This is a genomic window from Ancylobacter sp. G4_0304, assembly GCF_047501495.1.
GTDB lineage: Bacteria > Pseudomonadota > Alphaproteobacteria > Rhizobiales > Xanthobacteraceae > Ancylobacter.
Window position 1 is genome coordinate 1 of sequence record NZ_JAZDRM010000040.1, and the last position, 17,170, is coordinate 17,170.

22 protein-coding genes and 1 other RNA gene are annotated in these 17,170 nt (G+C 67.6%); 14 read left to right on the forward strand and 9 right to left on the reverse strand.

Annotation, left to right across the window (positions count from 1 at the left end):
- Positions 1 to 138: 138 nt before the first annotated feature.
- Positions 139 to 765, reverse strand: a complete 627-nt coding sequence (locus tag VRZ77_RS18620; RefSeq protein ID WP_414594080.1) for a YqgE/AlgH family protein — start codon at positions 763 to 765, stop codon at positions 139 to 141.
- 135 nt (positions 766 to 900) lie between these two features.
- On the opposite strand from VRZ77_RS18620, the gene VRZ77_RS18625 reads away from it, so the two are divergent.
- Together VRZ77_RS18625 and VRZ77_RS18630 are read left to right on the forward strand one after the other, a co-directional pair.
- A complete protein-coding gene (locus tag VRZ77_RS18625) occupies positions 901 to 1,752 on the forward strand; it encodes a protein-disulfide reductase DsbD domain-containing protein (RefSeq protein WP_414594081.1) in 852 nt (283 codons plus the stop codon).
- Positions 1,753 to 1,876: 124 nt separating this feature from the next.
- Positions 1,877 to 2,362, forward strand: coding sequence for a peroxiredoxin (locus VRZ77_RS18630; RefSeq protein ID WP_414594082.1), 486 nt, complete (start codon positions 1,877 to 1,879; stop codon positions 2,360 to 2,362).
- Between the two features lie 88 nt (positions 2,363 to 2,450).
- On the opposite strand, the gene VRZ77_RS18635 is transcribed toward VRZ77_RS18630, so the two are convergent.
- Positions 2,451 to 2,657, reverse strand: a complete 207-nt coding sequence (locus VRZ77_RS18635; protein WP_414594116.1) for a YdcH family protein — start codon at positions 2,655 to 2,657, stop codon at positions 2,451 to 2,453.
- A gap of 215 nt (positions 2,658 to 2,872) precedes the next feature.
- Here VRZ77_RS18635 and VRZ77_RS18640 point away from each other — a divergent pair, with 215 nt between their 5' ends.
- The gene (locus tag VRZ77_RS18640) at positions 2,873 to 3,046 is read left to right on the forward strand and encodes a YdcH family protein (protein ID WP_414594083.1); all 174 of its coding nucleotides are present in this window, start codon (positions 2,873 to 2,875) and stop codon (positions 3,044 to 3,046) included.
- Between the two features lie 220 nt (positions 3,047 to 3,266).
- Positions 3,267 to 5,198, forward strand: a complete 1,932-nt coding sequence (locus VRZ77_RS18645) for a propionyl-CoA synthetase (protein ID WP_414594084.1) — start codon at positions 3,267 to 3,269, stop codon at positions 5,196 to 5,198.
- 149 nt (positions 5,199 to 5,347) lie between these two features.
- On the opposite strand, the gene VRZ77_RS18650 is transcribed toward VRZ77_RS18645, so the two are convergent.
- Complete coding sequence (locus VRZ77_RS18650) at positions 5,348 to 6,049, reverse strand: DUF1013 domain-containing protein (RefSeq protein ID WP_414594085.1); 702 nt, start codon at positions 6,047 to 6,049, stop codon at positions 5,348 to 5,350.
- A gap of 217 nt (positions 6,050 to 6,266) precedes the next feature.
- On the opposite strand from VRZ77_RS18650, the gene VRZ77_RS18655 reads away from it, so the two are divergent.
- From VRZ77_RS18655 to VRZ77_RS18685, 7 genes are all read left to right on the forward strand, one after another.
- Positions 6,267 to 6,941 carry a YceI family protein gene (locus VRZ77_RS18655; RefSeq protein ID WP_414594086.1) on the forward strand — a complete coding sequence of 225 codons (675 nt, stop codon included), beginning with the start codon at positions 6,267 to 6,269 and terminating at the stop codon, positions 6,939 to 6,941.
- 93 nt (positions 6,942 to 7,034) lie between these two features.
- Positions 7,035 to 8,042 (forward strand): 4-hydroxy-3-methylbut-2-enyl diphosphate reductase, encoded by a 1,008-nt coding sequence (gene ispH, locus VRZ77_RS18660; protein ID WP_414594087.1) that lies wholly within the window; start codon positions 7,035 to 7,037, stop codon positions 8,040 to 8,042.
- A 14-nt stretch (positions 8,043 to 8,056) separates the two neighbouring features.
- Positions 8,057 to 9,037: a homoserine kinase gene (locus tag VRZ77_RS18665; RefSeq protein ID WP_414594088.1), complete on the forward strand. Its 981-nt coding sequence runs from the start codon at positions 8,057 to 8,059 to the stop codon at positions 9,035 to 9,037.
- Positions 9,034 to 9,546 (forward strand): ribonuclease HI, encoded by a 513-nt coding sequence (rnhA, locus tag VRZ77_RS18670; RefSeq protein ID WP_414594089.1) that lies wholly within the window; start codon positions 9,034 to 9,036, stop codon positions 9,544 to 9,546. Before VRZ77_RS18665 ends, rnhA begins: the two co-directional genes overlap by 4 nt.
- On the forward strand, positions 9,543 to 9,968 hold the full coding sequence (locus VRZ77_RS18675) for a DUF4260 domain-containing protein (RefSeq protein WP_414594090.1): 426 nt from the start codon (positions 9,543 to 9,545) through the stop codon (positions 9,966 to 9,968). The genes rnhA and VRZ77_RS18675 overlap by 4 nt, the downstream gene beginning before the upstream one ends.
- Positions 9,969 to 10,086: 118 nt before the next feature.
- Entirely contained in the window at positions 10,087 to 10,212 is a 126-nt protein-coding gene (gene ykgO, locus VRZ77_RS18680; protein WP_013167868.1) for a type B 50S ribosomal protein L36, read from the forward strand.
- Positions 10,213 to 10,301: 89 nt separating this feature from the next.
- On the forward strand, positions 10,302 to 11,003 hold the full coding sequence (locus VRZ77_RS18685) for a tetratricopeptide repeat protein (RefSeq protein WP_414594091.1): 702 nt from the start codon (positions 10,302 to 10,304) through the stop codon (positions 11,001 to 11,003).
- Positions 11,004 to 11,013: 10 nt separating this feature from the next.
- Here the strand turns inward: VRZ77_RS18685 and VRZ77_RS18690 are convergent, their stop codons facing one another.
- The 5 genes from VRZ77_RS18690 to VRZ77_RS18710 form a co-directional block, all read right to left on the reverse strand.
- Positions 11,014 to 11,529, reverse strand: a complete 516-nt coding sequence (locus VRZ77_RS18690) for a dihydrofolate reductase (protein ID WP_414594092.1) — start codon at positions 11,527 to 11,529, stop codon at positions 11,014 to 11,016.
- Positions 11,526 to 12,815 (reverse strand): flavin monoamine oxidase family protein, encoded by a 1,290-nt coding sequence (locus VRZ77_RS18695; protein WP_414594093.1) that lies wholly within the window; start codon positions 12,813 to 12,815, stop codon positions 11,526 to 11,528. Before VRZ77_RS18695 ends, VRZ77_RS18690 begins: the two co-directional genes overlap by 4 nt.
- Before the next feature lie 3 nt (positions 12,816 to 12,818).
- Positions 12,819 to 13,589 carry an SspB family protein gene (locus tag VRZ77_RS18700; RefSeq protein WP_414594094.1) on the reverse strand — a complete coding sequence of 257 codons (771 nt, stop codon included), beginning with the start codon at positions 13,587 to 13,589 and terminating at the stop codon, positions 12,819 to 12,821.
- A 66-nt stretch (positions 13,590 to 13,655) separates the two neighbouring features.
- Positions 13,656 to 14,012, reverse strand: a transfer-messenger RNA (tmRNA) gene (ssrA, locus tag VRZ77_RS18705).
- Between the two features lie 54 nt (positions 14,013 to 14,066).
- Positions 14,067 to 14,378 (reverse strand): hypothetical protein, encoded by a 312-nt coding sequence (locus tag VRZ77_RS18710; RefSeq protein ID WP_414594095.1) that lies wholly within the window; start codon positions 14,376 to 14,378, stop codon positions 14,067 to 14,069.
- Positions 14,379 to 14,565: 187 nt separating this feature from the next.
- Between VRZ77_RS18710 and VRZ77_RS18715 the strand changes: the two genes are divergently transcribed.
- The 3 genes from VRZ77_RS18715 (at position 14,566) to VRZ77_RS18725 (ending at position 16,354) form a co-directional block, all read left to right on the forward strand.
- A complete protein-coding gene (locus VRZ77_RS18715; RefSeq protein ID WP_414594096.1) occupies positions 14,566 to 14,967 on the forward strand; it encodes a hypothetical protein in 402 nt (133 codons plus the stop codon).
- A 113-nt stretch (positions 14,968 to 15,080) separates the two neighbouring features.
- On the forward strand, positions 15,081 to 15,875 hold the full coding sequence (locus VRZ77_RS18720; protein WP_414594097.1) for a thymidylate synthase: 795 nt from the start codon (positions 15,081 to 15,083) through the stop codon (positions 15,873 to 15,875).
- Entirely contained in the window at positions 15,875 to 16,354 is a 480-nt protein-coding gene (locus VRZ77_RS18725) for an N-acetyltransferase family protein (protein WP_414594098.1), read from the forward strand. The genes VRZ77_RS18720 and VRZ77_RS18725 overlap by 1 nt, the downstream gene beginning before the upstream one ends.
- Positions 16,355 to 16,412: 58 nt before the next feature.
- Here the strand turns inward: VRZ77_RS18725 and VRZ77_RS18730 are convergent, their stop codons facing one another.
- Positions 16,413 to 17,060 carry a Spy/CpxP family protein refolding chaperone gene (locus VRZ77_RS18730; protein WP_414594099.1) on the reverse strand — a complete coding sequence of 216 codons (648 nt, stop codon included), beginning with the start codon at positions 17,058 to 17,060 and terminating at the stop codon, positions 16,413 to 16,415.
- Positions 17,061 to 17,170 lie beyond the last annotated feature (110 nt).

The following is a 17,170-nucleotide window of genomic DNA, read 5'->3' on the forward strand; positions in this document are numbered from 1 at the left end:
CCCCCGCTGCCGGGTTGCCGCCCGCCCGCGAGGCCGTGCCGAAGGACAGCGCCCCCGGAGCCGCCATGGTGGAGCCCAAGGCCGCCTCGTAGTGGCCCTGGCACCTATCGCGCTCTGGAAAAAGGATGAGCCGCCCGCTCAGGCGTGGCCGGCATCCGGGGAGAGCATGCCAGGATCGATGCCGATCTTGCGCAGCGCGCGGTCATATTTCGCCGCCGTGTCGGCGCCGAACACCAATGAGCGGTCGGCCGGACAATGCAGCCAGCCATTCTGCTGGATTTCGTTCTCCAGCTGCCCCGGCGCCCAGCCGGCATAGCCCAGCGCCAGCACCGCGCTCGACGGCCCGTCACCGGCCGCAATGGCCCGCAATATGTCGAGCGTCGCGGTGAGGCAGATGCCGTCGTCGATCGGCAGCGTCGAATCCTGGATGAAGAAATCGGCGCTGTGCAGCACGAAGCCGCGCCCGGTCTCCACCGGCCCGCCCTTCAGCACCCGGACCCCGCCGGCGCTGGAGGGCAGATGGATGCGCTGTTCCTGCGGCACCACGTCGAGCTGCACCAGCAGGTCGGGGAAGCTGACATTGCTGGCCGGCTGGTTGACGATAATGCCCATCGCGCCTTCCGACGAATGGGCGCACAGATAAATCACCGCCCGCGCGAAGCGTTCGTCGCGCATGCCCGGCATCGCGACCAGCAGCTGTCCGTCGAGAAATGTCCCGCCCGATCCGTCGTCCAGATCGCGACTGTCCTGGTTTCCGATCCTCATGAGGGAAAGCGTAAACCCCATCGGCGCATTTTCAAGTGCGCGCGGCGCCGCAACGGCACCCATCACGGTCCGCCTCACATGAAAGTGCGGCCGCGACGGCTTTCCCGGCGCATCGCGACAGGGTATCGCCAGCGCATGCTTCGACTGTGCCGCCACCTCCTCACCCTTCTCGCCGTCGCCGGCGCTCTCGCCGTTTTCGACGCGGGCGCGGCGCGGGCCGGCATCGAATCGTCGTGGTCGGCCCCCGCCGGCACCGCGGTTCGGCTCATCGGCGGGGCGCGCGAGGACGGCCGGCTTTCGGGTGGAATCGAAATCCGCCTGACGCCGGGCTGGAAGACCTATTGGCGCTATCCGGGCGATGCCGGCATCCCTCCGCGCTTCGACTGGTCCGGCTCGCACAATGTCGGGAATCTGGAGATCTTCTGGCCGGCACCGGTGCGGTTCGACGAGGGCGGCAGCGTGTCGATCGGCTACAAGCACGGGGTTGTGATCCCGTTCGCCGTGACTCCGCAGGACCCGTCCAAGCCGGTCGCGCTGCGCCTCGCGCTCGATTTCGCGGTGTGCGAGAAAATCTGCCAGCCGGCCAATGCCATCGTCACGCTCGACCTGCCGGCCGAGGGCGCGGCGCCCTCCCCGCCGGCCCTGCTGGCGGCGCAGGCGACCGTGCCCCGCCCCGCCGGGCTCGGCGCGCCGGGCGATACGGGGATCGACGCCGTGACGCTCGAAACCATCAATGGCACGCCGACTATCCGCGTGATCGCGCGCGTCGCCGAGACGGAGCGCGCCGATCTGTTCGTGGAAGGGCCGACCGAGGATTGGGCGCTGCCGCTGCCCCATCGCGAAGCCGGCGCGGACGGGCGCACGCAGTTCCTCCTGCCGGTCGACGGCGTGCCGACCGGCGCCGATGTATCGGCCACGAAGCTGAAGTTCACGCTGGTGGACGGCACGCGCGCGGCCGAGATCACTACCCCGCTTTCCATTCACTGATACGACTTTCCGTCGGACGGGAAATGTCTATGCTACCGGCAGCCGGGCACCGGGGGGCGTCGCGGCTGCGGTTGCCAAGCCGCCTTCCGCCCGCGCAAAAAAGAATCACGTGAAAGGACCACCCATGACCATCAAGGTCGGCGATACCCTGCCGAGCGCCACGTTCCGCGTCGCCACGGCCGACGGCCCGGTGCCGAAGTCCACGGAAGAAATCTTCAAGAACAAGAAGGTCGTGCTGTTCGCCGTTCCCGGCGCCTTCACCCCGACCTGCCACAAGAACCACCTGCCGAGCTTCATCGCCCGCGCGGACGAGCTGTTTGCCAAGGGCGTGTCGACCATCGCCGTGACGGCGGTCAACGACCCCTTCGTGATGGAAGCCTGGGAGAAGGCCTCCAATGCCGGCGGCAAGATCCTGTTCCTTTCCGATGGCAATGGCGATTTCGCCAAAGCGCTCGGCCTTGAGTTCGACGCCTCGGCGGCCGGCCTCGGCCTGCGCTCCAAGCGCTATTCCATGCTGGTCGACGACGGCGAGGTGCTGGTCCTCAATGTCGAGGAAAAGGCCCACAAGGCCGACGCCACCAACGCCGACGTGCTGCTCACGCAGTTCTGATCGCTTGCGCGTCCTCCCCGGCCGGGCGCGCTCCGGCCGGGCTCGCGCGCCCGCCCGAACCCTGCCGCGCTCCCGACGGCGCCGCGGATCAGGCGATGATATCCGGGAAAATCTGGTCCTCGACGAAGCCGATGCGGTCCTTGAGCATCAGCTTGCGCTTCTTGAAGCGGGCGAGCTGGAGCTGATCGCAGCTCGGCATCGCCTGAAGCGCGGCGATGGCGGCATCCAGATCGCGATGCTCCTGCCGCAGACGCTCGAGGAGAGCCGAAAGCTCGCGTTCCTCTTCCGCCGTCATCTGTGTCAAATGCCCGACCTGCAAACCGACTCGCCACCGCCCTCGCGGGGCTTGGGCGCGAGTATCGCCGCCCTTGGCCCGGCCCGCAACACGAACTCGCGAGCCGCCGCCTAAACGCTCCGTCTTGCTGCAGCGCAGCGCATCGTTTGATCGACAGACCGCCCGGCTTGTGACACGCTCATGACGTTCGCTTCCGAAGACAAGGAGAACTGTCCATGTCCATGCAGGCGCATGTTGCGGAACTGGAACGACGCCATGAGGCGCTCGACAAGGCCCTACGAGAAGAAACGGCGCGGCCGGCCTCCGACGAGGTGCGGGTGAACGATCTCAAGCGCCGCAAGCTTTATCTCAAGGACGAGATCGCACGGCTTAAGGGCACCCTGCACTGAGCCGGGTCGCAGTACCCCGATGCCTTGAATTTACAATACCTTGAGTTCACTAAACCGCCGGCCGCTGCGCCGGCGGTTCTGCTCCTCTCTGCACGTAAGCCATGCCTTTTGCCGGCTAGACCTAAGGTCGTAAGCATTTGAGCGCTCTTGAAACAGGAGAGCGCAGCCTGAATCCTTGTGTTCAAAGCAAAAAAACAACGGAACGCTGGGAGACGCCCTCATGACGACCGATGACAGTCGGTACCAACAGACCTATGCCCGCTCCATGCAGGACCCTGAAGGGTTCTGGCGCGAGGCCGCGCTCGGCATCGACTGGATCGCGCCGCCGCGCAGCGTGTTCGATGCCGACCACGGCGTTTATGGACGCTGGTTCACCGGCGGCCTGTGCAATGTCTGCCACAACGCGGTCGACCGCCATGTCGACGCCGGCCGCGGCAACCAGCCGGCGATCTTCTACGATAGCCCGGTGACCGGCGCCAAGCGCACCGTTACCTATTCCGAGCTGCAGGCGGAAGTGCGCACCCTCGGTGCCATGCTGCGCGATCTCGGCGTGGAGAAGGGTGACCGCGTGGTCATCTACATGCCGATGATCCCCGAGGCGGTGTTCGCCATGCTGGCCTGCGCGCGGATCGGCGCGGTGCATTCGGTGGTGTTCGGCGGTTTCGCGGCGGCTGAGCTGGCGAGCCGTATCGAGGATGCGAGGCCGAAGGTCATCCTCTCCGCCTCCTGCGGCATCGAGCCCTCGCGCGTCGTCGCCTACAAGCCGCTGCTCGACCTCGCGCTCACCATGGTCAGCCATCAGCCCGAGGCTTGCCTGGTGTTCCAGCGCCCCGAACTGGCCGCTAGCCTCAAGCCCGGCCGCGACCATGATTGGGCGCAGGCGCGCAGCCATGCCGCCAGCGCCGGCCGCGGCGCCGATTGCGCCGCGATGGGCGCCACCGAGCCGCTCTATATCCTCTACACCTCCGGCACCACCGGAAAGCCCAAGGGCGTGGTGCGCGATACCGCCGGCTACATGGTAGCGCTGCGCTGGTCGATGGACGGGCTCTACGGCGTCGCGCCGGGCGAGGTGTTCTGGTCGGCCTCCGATATCGGCTGGGTGGTCGGCCATTCCTACATCGTCTACGCCCCACTGCTGACCGGCTGCACCACGGTGCTCTACGAAGGCAAGCCGGTCGGCACCCCGGATGCCGGCGCGTTCTGGCGGGTGATCGAGGAATACAAGGTCAGCGCGCTGTTCACCGCCCCGACCGCGCTGCGCGCGATCAAGAAGGAAGACCCGGACGGGCGGCTGATCGGCGATTACGACCTGTCGTCGCTGCGCACGCTGTTCCTCGCCGGCGAGCGCGCCGACCCGGACACGGTGGTGTGGGCGGAACAGAAGCTCGGCGTGCCGGTGGTCGATCACTGGTGGCAGACCGAAACCGGCTGGGCCATCGCCGGCAATCCGGTCGGGCTCGGCTGGCTGCCGGTCAAGGTCGGCTCCACCGGCGTGCCAATGCCGGGCTACGACGTGCGCATCCTCGACGAGGGCGGCCATCCGGTGGCGGCGAACAAGATGGGCTCGATCGCCATCAAGCTCCCGCTGCCGCCCGGCTGCCTGCCCACACTCTGGCAGCAGGACGAGCGGTTTCGCGAGAGCTATCTCGTTGACTTCCCCGGCTACTACAAGACCGCCGATGCCGGCTTCCAGGACGAGAACGGCAACCTGTTCATCATGGGCCGCACCGATGACATCATCAATGTCGCCGGCCATCGCCTCTCCACCGGAGGCATGGAGGAAGTGCTGGCCTCGCACCCGGACGTCGCCGAATGCGCGGTGATCGGCATGCATGACGCGCTGAAGGGCGAGGTGCCCTGCGGCTTCGTTGTGCTGAAATCCGGCGTCGAGCGCGCGCCGGACGAGATCGAGCGAGAAATCGTGGCGCTGGTGCGCGACCAGATCGGCCCGGTCGCGGCGTTCCGGCTCGCCATCACCGTGGCGCGGCTGCCCAAGACCCGCTCCGGCAAGATCCTGCGCGGCACGATGAAGAAGATCGCCGATGCCGAGAGCTGGAACATGCCCGCGACCATCGACGATCCCGCCACGCTGGACGAGATCGCGCAGGCGCTGACCGCGCGCGGCCTGGTGAAGCTGCCGCAGGGCGCGTAGGCTGTACCGGCACTGACAAAAAGGCGCCCGTGAGGGCGCCTTTTTTCAGATGGCGTGAAGGTCAAAAAGCCGACGAGCGAGCGGCGCCATACAGCGACCAGATCCCCGCTCGGCCGCGCCCTTTCGACGAGGCAAGCGACGCTCGCGCGTCACTCGTCGTCGTGCTGGGTCTTGCGCGAGCCGCCCAGCTTGGCGAACACGGTTTCGAGGTCGACCGGCTCCTCGCGCGGCTTGCGCTCGGGCACGAAAGGCTCGTCATAGCCGCCGGTGGTGACGTCCGCTGGCAGCAGCGTGGTGCCCTCGCCGCTGGCGACCGCCGCCGGGCGGTCCTTGGAGGAACGCTGCACCTCGATGTCGAGATCGATCTGCGAGCACAGGCCGAGCGTCACCGGGTCCATCGGCGTCAGGTTCTGCGCGTTCCAGTGGGTGCGCTCCTTGATCGACTCGATGGTGGTCTTGGTGGTGCCCACGAGGCGCATCACCTGGCTGTCCTTGAGCTCGGGATGGTTGCGCAGCAGCCAGAGAATGGCGTTCGGCCGGTCCTGGCGCTTGGACACCGGGGTGTAGCGCGGGCCGCGGCGGCGCTTCGGCTCGGGCAGGCGCACCTTGGATTCCAGCAGCTTCAGCCGGTGATTCGGGTTCTTCTCCGCGCGCTCGATCTCTTCGCGGGCGAGCTGGCCGGTGGTGACGGGATCGAGGCCCTTGATCCCCTGCGCGACCTCGCCATCGGCGATGCCCTTCACTTCCAGCACATGCAGCTTACAGAAGTCGGCGATCTGGTCGAAGGTGAGCGCAGTGTTCTCGACCAGCCACACCGCGGTGGCCTTCGGCATCAGGGGTGCGTTCACCATCGGACGCGTCTCCATCACATTTGAATGTCGTTCGACCACGCAAGGGCTCTCAAGCTCCGACCACCCTTGGGGCGGAGCCACGGACCGTCTCGCGATGACCGGGATGCTTTAATATAGGGCGGCGTCGGCGCGCGTGCAAACCCAAAGACGGCTGCGATTGCCGATGCCCGGGCGGGGCTGGTAAGTTCGCGCCGGCTTCCGCCATGGACAAACGACGATGATGACGCTGCGCCCCCTCGCCCTCGCCTTTCTCATTGCCTCCGGCGGCCTCGCCGGCGCGCAGGACATGCCAACAGCGCCTGCGACGCAGAACGCGCCCGCACCCCAAGGCGAACCCGCCGAGCCGGACCTGCCCGGCCTGCCGGACCCCACCCGCATCAGCGGCGGCACCTATACGGTCGACGCCAACCATACCCAGGTGATCTGGAGCGTCGATCACATGGGCTTCAGCCCGCTCTCCGGCATGTTCGGCGGCATGAGCGGCACGCTCAAGCTCGACCCCAACGCGCCCGAGGATGCCGTGCTGGAGATCACCATCCCGATGTCCGGGCTGGTGGTGACCTCGAAATCCTTCGGCGAGGACCTTGCCGGGCCGGAATTCTTCGACGCCGCGAAGTTTCCTGCTGCAACCTTCAAGTCCACGCAGATCAGCACCGACGGCACCTCGGCCACGATCGAGGGCGAGCTCACGCTACACGGCGTCACCCGGCCGGTGACGCTGGATGCGGAGCTGGTCGGCGCCGGCATCAATCCGCGCTCCAAGGTGGAGAACATCGGCTTCATGGCCACGACGATGCTGAACCGCAGCGATTTCGGGCTCGGCGCCGCGGTGCCGATGGTTTCCGACGAGGTGGAGCTTTCCGTGGTCGGCGCCTTCGCCAAAGCGCCTTGACGGATCGGCCCCCTGAGGCATGCCACTGGCCGGCGCGCTTGACAGCGCCGGCCCCGGCTCCCATGACGAAGCAGGTTTCCCACGGATCAAGCGATGAGCATCGCCGCCAAGCCTGCCCTCAAGCCTCCCCTGCGCGTGCTGCTCTGCGCCCCGCGCGGGTTCTGCGCCGGCGTGGTGCGCGCCATCGACGCGGTGGAGCGGGCGCTGGAGATCTATGGCCCGCCGGTCTATGTCCGCCACGAGATCGTCCATAACAAATATGTGGTCGAGGGGCTGAAGGCGAAGGGCGCGATCTTCGTCGAGGAGCTGGGCGAGATTCCCGCCGACACCACGGCGCCGGTCATCTTCTCCGCCCATGGCGTGCCGAAATCCGTGCCGGCGGAAGCCGCCGCGTTGAATTTCTTCGCCATCGACGCCACCTGCCCGCTGGTGACCAAGGTCCATCGCGAAGCCACGCTGCACAACAAGCGCGGCCGCGAGGTGGTGCTGATCGGCCACGCCGGCCACCCGGAGGTGATCGGTACCATGGGCCAGCTTCCTGCCGGCGCTGTGGCGCTGGTGGAAACCGCCGAGCAGGCCCGCGTCTTTACCCCGCGCGATCCAGAGAACCTCGCCTTCACCACCCAGACCACGCTTTCGATCGACGACACGGCGGAGATCGTCGCCATCCTCCAGCAGCGGTTTCCGGCCATGGTGTCCCCGCACAAGGAGGACATCTGCTACGCCACCACCAACCGTCAGGAAGCGGTGAAGAAGGTGGCGGGCACGGTCGACGCCATGATCGTGGTCGGCGCGCCGAACTCCTCCAATTCCCAGCGCCTGCGCGAGGCCGCCGAGCGGCAGGGCTGCGCGCTCTCCGTGCTGCTGCAGCGCGCCAGCGAGATCGACTGGGAGAAGTTCGGCGCCATCTCCACGCTGGCCGTCACCGCGGGCGCCTCGGCCCCGGAAGTGCTGGTGGAGGAGATCATCGACGCCTTCGCCGAGCGCTACGAGGTGAAGGTGGAAACCGTGCACACGGTACAGGAAGACGTGTTCTTCCCCCTGCCGCGCCAGCTGCGGCCGGATGCCTCCGCCGCGCCCACCCCTTCCGCCGCCGAATAGGTTCGCTTCGCCCCATGGCCGTCTACACCGATGTCTCCCCGGAAGAGCTCGAAGCCTTCCTCGCCACCTACGACATCGGCCGCCTGCGCGCCTTCAAGGGCATTGCCGAGGGCGTCGAGAACTCGAACTTCCTGCTGCAGACCGAAGCCGGCAGCTTCATCCTGACGCTCTATGAGAAGCGGGTGAACCCGGCGGACCTGCCGTTCTTCATCGGGCTTATGGAGCACCTCGCCACGCGCGGCATCGATTGCCCGCAGCCGGTGAAGAACCGCGCGGGCGAGGCGCTGGGCACGCTGGCGGGCCGGCCCTGCGCCATTGCGACCTTTCTGGTCGGCACCTCGGTGCGCCGGCCGTCCGTCGCCCATTGCGCGGCGCTGGGCGGGGCGCTGGCGTCGCTGCACAAGGCGGGCGCGGACTTCCACGCCTTCCATCGCCCCAATGCGCTCTCCGTTGCCGGCTGGCGGCCGCTCTACGACACCGCCGGGGAGCGGGCCGACACGGTGGCGCCGGGGCTTCGCACGCTGATTGGCGAGGAGCTGTCGCATCTGGAGGCGCACTGGCCGGCCGACCTGCCGGCCGGGGTGATCCATGCCGACCTGTTCCCGGACAATGTGTTCTTTATCGACGACCGGCTCTCCGGCCTGATCGACTTCTATTTCGCCTGCAACGATCTGCTGGCCTATGACGTCTCGATCTGCCTGAACGCCTGGTGCTTCGAGCCGGACGGCGCCTATAACCAGACCAAGGGCCGCGCGCTGCTCGCCGGCTACCAGGCCGCGCGCCCGCTCGGCGCCGATGAGATCGCGGCCCTGCCCACGCTGTGCCGGGGCAGCGCGCTGCGCTTCCTGCTCACCCGCCTCGTCGACTGGCTGAACGTGCCTCCCGGCGCGCTGGTGCGCCCGCACGACCCGCTAGAGTATCTGCGCAAGCTGCGCTTCCACCGCACGGTGGAAAGCGTCGGCGACTACGGCATCGTCGAGACCGCGCGGGCATGAAGACCGCGCCCGGCACCGCCCGCATCTTCGCCGACGAGAAAACACCCGCCACCAACCGCGTCGCGGTCTGGACCGACGGCGCCTGCTCGGGCAATCCCGGCCCCGGCGGCTGGGGTGCGATCCTGCGCTACGGCACCACCGAGAAGGAACTCTGCGGCGGCGAGGTGCCCACCACGAACAACCGCATGGAGTTGATGGCGGCGATCTCGGCGCTGGAGGCCCTGAAGCGCCCCTGCACGGTCGATCTGCACACCGACAGCGAATACATGCGCAATGGCATCACCAAATGGATCGCCGGCTGGAAGCGGAACGGCTGGCGCACCGCCGACAAGAAGCCGGTGAAGAACGTCGACCTGTGGGAGCGGCTGGAAGCGGCGATCGAGCGCCACGACATTCAATGGCACTGGGTCAAGGGCCATGCCGGCGACGAGATGAACGAACGCGCCGATGCGCTGGCCCGCGCCGGGATGGCGCCCTACAAGCCGGGACGGGGATCCTTGGCGGAATGAACGCGGCGAAAACGCCCGGCGCGGCCAGGGGAACCCCAAGGCTGCTGTTGCGGCTGGAGGGCACGGCGCTCGCCCTCGCCGCGATTCTGGGCTACCGCGCCACCGGCGAAGGCTGGGGGCTGTTCGCGCTGCTGATCCTGACGCCCGATCTCTCGATGCTCGGCTATCTCGCCGGCCCGGCGCCGGGGGCGATTCTCTACAATGCCGCGCACACCACGCTGGCGCCCGCCGCGCTCGGCGCCCTGGGGCTGGCGCTGGATGCAGGGCTTCCGGTGGCGCTTGCGTTGATCTGGTTAGCCCATATCGGCATCGACCGAACCTTCGGCTACGGACTCAAGTACCGGGCCGGATTCGGCTTCACCCATCTCGGAAGAATCGGAAAACAGCCCGACGACGGCGCGGGCAAGCCTTCCCCCGATTGACAGACCCGCCCCTCCTCCGCTATCAGCCGGCCTCGAATTATTGAAGCTGGCGGATCGGGGCGCGGCCATGGAGGCGCCGTCTCATGCGCAGGCGCTACTGATCCGAAGGTTACGTGTCATGAAGATCCGCAATTCCCTGAAGTCGCTGCTCGGCCGTCACCGCGACAACCGTCTGGTCCGCCGCAAGGGCCGCGTCTACATCATCAACAAGACCCAGAAGCGCTTCAAGGCCCGCCAGGGCTGAGCGTTCGGGTACCGCGGCGCCTTCACGTTTTCGCAAGGCACGCGGCTCTCACGATTGACGAGGGCGCGCATGGTCCTAAGATCGGGATCATGCGCGCCCTTTGTTTTGCTCTCGCCCTGATACTGGCGCCCGCCGGCGCCGCACTCCATGCCCAGGAACAGGCTCCCGGGCAGGGCGCGCCGCCTGCCGCCCGTTCGGAAAGGAACGCGGCGGAGAAAAGCGGGGATAAGGGCGCCGCGGAAAAGGCGGGCACAGACCGGGCGGCCAAGGGCGGCCCCAGCCTGCCCTCCGCCGATGCCAATCCCGACCATACCAGGCGGCTCGACGCACTGTTTGCCGCGCTCAAGCTCGCCCCCGACGACGCTTCGGCCAAGGACCTCGCCGAACGCATCGACGTGGCACTCACCCCGTCCGGCAGCGACACCGCCGACGTGCTGATGAGCCGTGCGGCGATGGCGACCCAGGCCAAGGATTTCGACCTCGCCATCGAGCTGCTGGACGGCGTGCTGGCAATCGAGCCCGATCATCTCGACGCCTGGAACCGCCGCGCCACCGTGTTCTACATGAAGCAGGACTATGCCGACGCGCTGAACGATCTGCGTCAGGTCGTGACCCGTGAGCCCCGGCATTACGCCGCCTGGTCCGGCATCGCGATCATCGCCAAGGAGATCGGCGACAACAAGCACGCGCTGGAAGCCGCCCGCAAGGCGCTCGAGATCTATCCGCGCTTCGGCCAGGCCAAGGATATCGAGGAAGAACTGACCATCACGGTCGAAGGCCGGCCGATCTGACGTCGCGCGCTCACGCCCGCTCGTAATCGATGAAGCTGAAGGCGAACTCGTCCTTCTCGCCCTGGATCGGTCCTTCGCGGAAAACCTCTCGCCAGTCCGCCGCCGCGAAATCCGGGAAATGCACGTCACCCTCCGGTAAGCCATGCACCCGCGTCAGCCGCAGCCGCGCGGCCCGCGGGAACGCCTGCGCATAGATCTGCGCGCCGCCGACCACCGCGACCTCGCCGACGCCGAGCCGCGCCGCCTCCTCGGCCCCCCGCTCCAGCGCCGCCTCCAGCGAGGGCGCGACCAGCACGCCCTCGGGTGGCACGAAGGCGGTATCGCGGGTGATGACAATGGTGGTGCGGCCAGGCAGCGGCCGGCCGATCGATTCGAAGGTTCGCCGGCCCATCAGGATCGGCTTGCCCCAGGTGATGGCGCGGAAGCGCTTGAGATCGCCGGAGATGTGCCAAGGCAACGCGTCGCCCCGGCCGATCACGCCGTTCTCCGCCACCGCGGCGACCAAGGTGACCGTCGGGGCGCTCACGCCGCGCGCCCCATGACCCGCTCCAGCGCCGCTTCTGCCGCCGCGAGGCCGGAGAGATGGGCACCATGGGCGGTGGAATAGGCGTGGGTCGACACCGCCTCGCCGGCGAAGAACACCCGGTCGCCGAGCGGGCGGGTATTGGCCTCGACCAGCCGGGCGCGGACATGCGCCTTGCCCGGCAGCGCGCAGCTATAGGCGCCGCCGATCAGCGGGTCTGCGACCCAGGAGGTGGTGGCGACGCCTTTCACCCGCGCGCGGATGTCGGCGCCGTAAGCGTCAGCGAGCGCGGCGAGGGCGAAGTCCTGCATCGCCTGCGGGCCCGCCTTCACCAGTCGCGCAGCATTGTCGCCGCCGAGCTGGCCGATCGCCATGGTCGAGCCGAACGGGTTGAGCGTGAAGTTGATCGGCGTGCGCGCGGGGTTCTCGACGTCGATCGTGTCGAAATAAGTGGTCTCTTCCGTGCCGAACACATCGCGGTCGAACAGGACAGCGACCTTCTCCGCCGCACCGAGCGGCAGCGCCTCGAAGGCTTCCGCCAGTTCCAAAGGCAGCAGCGGCGCGAAGCCGAGGCCGCCGCGCGCGATGACTGCCGTCGGCACCGCGACGATGGCGAAGCGCGCCCGGATGTTTCCGCGCGGTGTGTCGAGGCTGACGCCCTCGCCTGACCAGTCCAGCGTCCTCACCGGGCAGTTCACGGTCACGCTCATCTGCGGGGCGGCATGGGCGGCCACCGCCTGAACCAGCGCGCCATAGCCCTGCGCCACCGGATAGTTCTCGCCGGTGTCGGTATAGGCGGCGAAATCCAGCGTGGAGAGGCGCTCGGCCTCGGCCGCCGACATCAGCGTTACCCAGTGCCGGGCGAGCCGCGCCCACGGGCCGGCAAGGTCCATCACCTCGCTCGCAGCAATGTCGCGGCCGTCATCGCCGGCCTGTTTGATCCCCGCGAACGCGCCGTCAATGGCGCGCCAGATCGCGACGCGCTCGGCTTCATCGGCCCAGCGCGCGCCCAGATGCGTCGCCCGCGCCTGCCGCGTGCCGCGTGCCAGATAGCTGATGCCGAGCTGGTCCGCCGCCGCGCGCAGCGGGTTGACCGAGGCCGAATGCAGCCAGTGGCAGCCGCGATCCCAGGCAATGCCGAAGCTGGTGGTGTCGGTATAGGCCCGCCCGCCAGTGCGCGCGGCCGCCTCGACCACGCAGGATTTCACGCCGGCATTGGCAAGGCGTGCGCCGGCCGCGAGACCGGCAGCGCCTGCGCCGACCACCACGACATCGAAGAAATCGCTCACGGTCTACTTCTTGCGGAACGCATCGAGGCGGACGACCTGCGCACCGCTCTTCGGAGACGCGTCCACGGGAGCCTCGTCCTTGCCGGCGTCTTCCTTGGACGCGCTGTCCTTCGACGCGCGCTCCTTGGCAGCCTCGTCCCGCGCCGCCGCTTTGGCCGCGGGGGCCTCAGCAGACTTGGCCGGTGCGGGCTTGGCCGGTGCGGGCTTTGCCGGTGAGGCCTTGGCCGCTCCCAGTGGCGCGGAGACCGGCTTGTCCGCCGCAGCATCGGCGCCGCCCGGCTTACCGGTGTCAGCGCCCTCTTCGGCGCGCGGCCGGGTGGAGGGCACCGAGGTCGGCCGCGAGGACACGGGCTGAGGCGCGGTCTCGACCGCGCGCGGGCCGGTCGGCGCCGGCGCGGCCTCCTCATCCTCGGACGAGGGAGGCGGCTCGAATTGCAGGCCGAACTTCACCGAGGGGTCGAAGAAGCCCTTCAGCGCGTCGAACGGCACATGAAGCCGCTCGGGAATGCCGTTGAACGACAGGCCGACCTCGAAGAACTGCTCGGCGACGATCAGGTCCCAGAACTGGTGCTGGAGAACGATCGTCATTTCCTCGGGATATTTCTCCTTGAGGCGCGGCGACAGGCGCACGCCCGGCGCACGCGTGTCGAAGGAAACGTAGAGATGGTGCTCGCCCGGCAGGCCATCGCGCGCGACATCGGTCAGCACGCGGCGCACCACGGCGCGCAGCGCGTCCTGCACAAGAAGATCGTAGCGAATAAGGTCGACGCTCATGCCGGTCACTGAACCCGATTTCGGCCGGTATCGCCAGCCCGAGACCGGCCCGGCCGATGGAATTTGAGTGGAGGCTTCTGTTGCCAGGTGCCTCCGAACCCCGCCTTACAGTGCTACCCGCAAGGACTTATTTCCCAGAGATCAAACCGCTCACGCGGCCTGAGCAACCGGAGCATAGTTGTCGTTGGCAACTATATGTTTGGTCCGATGACGGCGGTACCATGCCGAGCGAAAGTCCACCCTTTACGCCCTCGTCGATCCTGTTTCGCCCCCGCCGAAACCCAGCTTTTCAACTGGGCTTGGGTGGAGGCGCCGGGTACTGCCCCCGGGTCCGAAGGGTTTATTCCGATAGCCGTTTATCGCCATAGCCGGCTTGCGCCGGCACCAACGAATATAGGGAGCCCGGCGCCCCGTTGGAAGAGGCAAACGGCGCAGGGCTGTGGGCGACGGGCGGTTTACCGCGCTGTGAGGCCGGCTTTACGCCTCGGTCTGGTCGCCATACTGCAATTCGTCGAGCGAGAGCGCTGGCGCGGAGCCCACCAGTTTTTCCTCCAGCTCGGCAATACGGGCGCGCAGCGCCTCGATCAGAAGCCGTCGCATCAGCTCGTAATCCAGGCTGACGTCGGAATGAGCGCTGCGCAGGTGCTCGCCGGCACGCAGGATCAGCGAGGGTGCGGTGTGGGATTCCTGCACGGTGAAATCGAGCGGATGGGTCGCGTCCTTCTCCAGCCGGCTGAGATGGATACGGGCCCGTTCCAGCTCGCGGCTCATGCGCTCGGTCGCGTCCATTGATGTTCTCCCCTTCTGCCGTAATCGTACAACTACACGTCACGATAAGTGCGTCCGGGCGCGGGAGTTCCGGACACCGTTGCACGTCGTCACGAAATGACCCCATTGCCGCCACGCCGCCACGGGAACGCTCCGGGACGCTCGTTGTTGCCCCACCAGTCTTGAGGAGCAGACGAGGAGCAGAACGATGAAATTTGCCCGATTGAGCGTTGGCGCCGCCGCCGCGGCACTCGGCGCGCTCGCGCTGTCCGCCACGCCCGGCGCCGCCCAGCAGACCTATGTCGAAGGCTACTATATCCAGCTTCCGCCGCCCGGCATGGATGATCGCGGCCATGTCTATGTGCCGCCGAAGCGGGAGCGGGTGATCGTTCGCGAGGCGCCGGTCGTGGTGCGCGAGGCGCCCTCCCGCGTGATCATCCGTGAACCGGCGGACGGTCCTTACGCCAACGAGGTCTATATGCGCGAGGCGCCGCGTGAGCTGGCCCCGCTGCCGCCGCGCGAGGTGTCGAGCGGCTTTTATGACGAGTGCCGCACGGTGGAGCGCCAGACCCGGACCGGCCTGATCACGGTCGGCACGGTCTGCGACTAAGCCTGTCCACAGCACTTCACATCCCCCACCAAGGGCATAGACGGGACGCGGGCAAAACCCTGCGTCCCGTCCTATATTAGGTGCCTCGGCGGACAGCGATTCGGCACGGAACGATGCGGCAATATCACGAGCTTCTGGAACGCATCCTGCGCGAGGGCACGCGCAAGGACGACCGCACCGGCACCGGCACGCTCTCCGTGTTCGGTCACCAGATGCGTTTCGACCTGTCCGAAGGCTTCCCTCTGGTCACGACGAAGAAGCTGCATCTGAAGTCCATCATCCACGAATTGCTGTGGTTCCTCGCCGGCGACACCAACATCGCCTATCTCCAGGCGAACGGCGTGCGCATCTGGGATGAATGGGCCGATGAGCGCGGCGATCTCGGCCCGGTTTATGGCCATCAGTGGCGTTCCTGGCCGGATGGGCGCGGCGGGGTGATCGACCAGATCGCCCAACTCCTCGCCGATATCCGCCGTAACCCGGATTCCCGCCGGCTGATCGTCTCGGCCTGGAACCCGGCGGACGTGCCGAAGATGGCGCTGCCGCCCTGCCACTGTCTGTTCCAGTTCTATGTCGCCGACGGCAAGCTGTCCTGCCAGCTCTACCAGCGCTCGGCCGACAGTTTCCTCGGCGTGCCGTTCAACATCGCCAGCTACGCGCTGCTCACCCACATGGTGGCGCAGGTGACGGGGCTGAAGCCGGGCGACTTCGTGCACTCCTTCGGCGATGTGCACCTTTATGTGAACCATCTCGAACAGGCACATGAACAGCTTTCGCGCAGCCCGCGCAAGCTGCCGACGCTGCGCCTCAACCCGGCGGTGACCGACCTGTTCGCCTTCCGCTTCGAGGATATCGCGATCGAGGATTACGATCCCCACCCCGCCATCAAGGCCCCGGTCGCGGTCTGATGAGCCTCGCCATCCGCCCGGCCCGGCCGGAAGAAGCCGCCCTCATCCTGTCCTTCGTGCGCGAGCTCGCTGAGTACGAGAAGCTGCTGCACGAGGTGGAGGCGGAAATCGGGGATATCGAGCGCGATCTGTTCGGCGCCGCCCCCAAGGCGTTCTGCGACATCGCGGAATGGAACGGCGCGCCGGCGGGCTTTGCGCTGTGGTTCTACAATTACTCGACCTTCCGCGGCCGGCACGGGCTCTATCTCGAAGACCTCTATGTCCGCCCCGCCTTTCGCGGCAACGGCATCGCGACCGCGCTGATGAAGCACCTGGCGAAGCGCTGCGTGACCGAAGGGCTCGGTCGCTTCGAATGGTGGGTGCTGAACTGGAACGAGCCGGCGCTCCGGTTCTACCGCTCCATCGGCGCCGCGCCGATGGACGAATGGACCGTGCAGCGCGTCACCGGCGACGCGCTGGAGAAGCTGGCGGCGGAATAAGGCCGCCATGCCCCGGCCAGAGAGCCGGCCGGGGCATTTTTGCGTGAAGCTCGAAGTCTCAGAGCCGCTCGCCGGCCGGCGGCGGGGGCGGCGCGCGGTGGACGTCACGGCCGGGACCGAAGCCGTGATGCGGGCCATGCCCCTCCGGCCGCTGCCAGCCATGACCCCGATCATGCCGCCCGCCCTGGAACATCGCCATGCGACGCTCTCCCCGCGCTTCAGTGAACAGCCGGTTGAAGCGGAACTTCTGCGCGGGATCGAGGCTCGCATAGAGCGGCTGGGCCGCCTCGGCGACCGCCTTCAGGGCGCCGCCCCGCTCCATCATCGCCTCAGCGCGAGCGCTCAAGCCCTCGATCGCGTCGGCACGTTCACCGCGACCGGCGGCCTCGCCCTGCTTGCCGCGCCGTTCCGCGCGCTGCTCGCGCCATTCCTTGCGGGCGTCGATCCGCTGGTCGGAGGCGGCGCGCAGCGCGGTCTCCAGCGCCGGCCACAGCTTTTCCTGTTCGGCGGTGAGGCGCAGCCCGGCCTTCAGGGCGGCGATGCGCGCATCGGCGAAGGCGCCGGCATTCTCGGCCATCTGCTCGGGGGAAGGACGCGGCATGTCGCCGGAGCGGTGGCCCCACATCTGCGGACCGGAAGCGGCAACGCCGAACGTGGCGCTGGCCAGAAGGGCGGCGGCGGTAGCGGCGAGTATCGTGCGTTTCATCGGCCTCATCTCCAGTGATTGGATGAGGCCGATGTTGACGCAGGACATCCGAAGCATCAAATGAAACTTCGGTAATGTCTAATTACTACTGCATGTTTACTTAAATAAAC

Bases quoted from the DNA above. Each gene is read 5' to 3' on its own strand.
- VRZ77_RS18710 (WP_414594095.1), bottom strand. From the start codon at position 14,378: ATGGACGCGACCGAGCGCATGAGCCGCGAGCTGGAACGGGCCCGTATC.
- VRZ77_RS18620 (WP_414594080.1), bottom strand. From the start codon at position 765: ATGAGGATCGGAAACCAGGACAGTCGCGATCTGGACGACGGATCGGGC.
- VRZ77_RS18625 (WP_414594081.1), top strand. From the start codon at position 901: ATGCTTCGACTGTGCCGCCACCTCCTCACCCTTCTCGCCGTCGCCGGC.
- VRZ77_RS18730 (WP_414594099.1), bottom strand. From the start codon at position 17,060: ATGAAACGCACGATACTCGCCGCTACCGCCGCCGCCCTTCTGGCCAGC.
- VRZ77_RS18630 (WP_414594082.1), top strand. From the start codon at position 1,877: ATGACCATCAAGGTCGGCGATACCCTGCCGAGCGCCACGTTCCGCGTC.
- VRZ77_RS18675 (WP_414594090.1), top strand. From the start codon at position 9,543: ATGAACGCGGCGAAAACGCCCGGCGCGGCCAGGGGAACCCCAAGGCTG.
- ykgO (WP_013167868.1), top strand. From the start codon at position 10,087: ATGAAGATCCGCAATTCCCTGAAGTCGCTGCTCGGCCGTCACCGCGAC.
- VRZ77_RS18685 (WP_414594091.1), top strand. From the start codon at position 10,302: ATGCGCGCCCTTTGTTTTGCTCTCGCCCTGATACTGGCGCCCGCCGGC.
- VRZ77_RS18715 (WP_414594096.1), top strand. From the start codon at position 14,566: ATGAAATTTGCCCGATTGAGCGTTGGCGCCGCCGCCGCGGCACTCGGC.
- VRZ77_RS18635 (WP_414594116.1), bottom strand. From the start codon at position 2,657: ATGACGGCGGAAGAGGAACGCGAGCTTTCGGCTCTCCTCGAGCGTCTG.
- VRZ77_RS18665 (WP_414594088.1), top strand. From the start codon at position 8,057: ATGGCCGTCTACACCGATGTCTCCCCGGAAGAGCTCGAAGCCTTCCTC.
- VRZ77_RS18725 (WP_414594098.1), top strand. From the start codon at position 15,875: ATGAGCCTCGCCATCCGCCCGGCCCGGCCGGAAGAAGCCGCCCTCATC.
- VRZ77_RS18700 (WP_414594094.1), bottom strand. From the start codon at position 13,589: ATGAGCGTCGACCTTATTCGCTACGATCTTCTTGTGCAGGACGCGCTG.
- VRZ77_RS18645 (WP_414594084.1), top strand. From the start codon at position 3,267: ATGACGACCGATGACAGTCGGTACCAACAGACCTATGCCCGCTCCATG.
- rnhA (WP_414594089.1), top strand. From the start codon at position 9,034: ATGAAGACCGCGCCCGGCACCGCCCGCATCTTCGCCGACGAGAAAACA.
- VRZ77_RS18655 (WP_414594086.1), top strand. From the start codon at position 6,267: ATGATGACGCTGCGCCCCCTCGCCCTCGCCTTTCTCATTGCCTCCGGC.
- ispH (WP_414594087.1), top strand. From the start codon at position 7,035: ATGAGCATCGCCGCCAAGCCTGCCCTCAAGCCTCCCCTGCGCGTGCTG.
- VRZ77_RS18720 (WP_414594097.1), top strand. From the start codon at position 15,081: ATGCGGCAATATCACGAGCTTCTGGAACGCATCCTGCGCGAGGGCACG.
- VRZ77_RS18650 (WP_414594085.1), bottom strand. From the start codon at position 6,049: ATGGTGAACGCACCCCTGATGCCGAAGGCCACCGCGGTGTGGCTGGTC.
- VRZ77_RS18640 (WP_414594083.1), top strand. From the start codon at position 2,873: ATGTCCATGCAGGCGCATGTTGCGGAACTGGAACGACGCCATGAGGCG.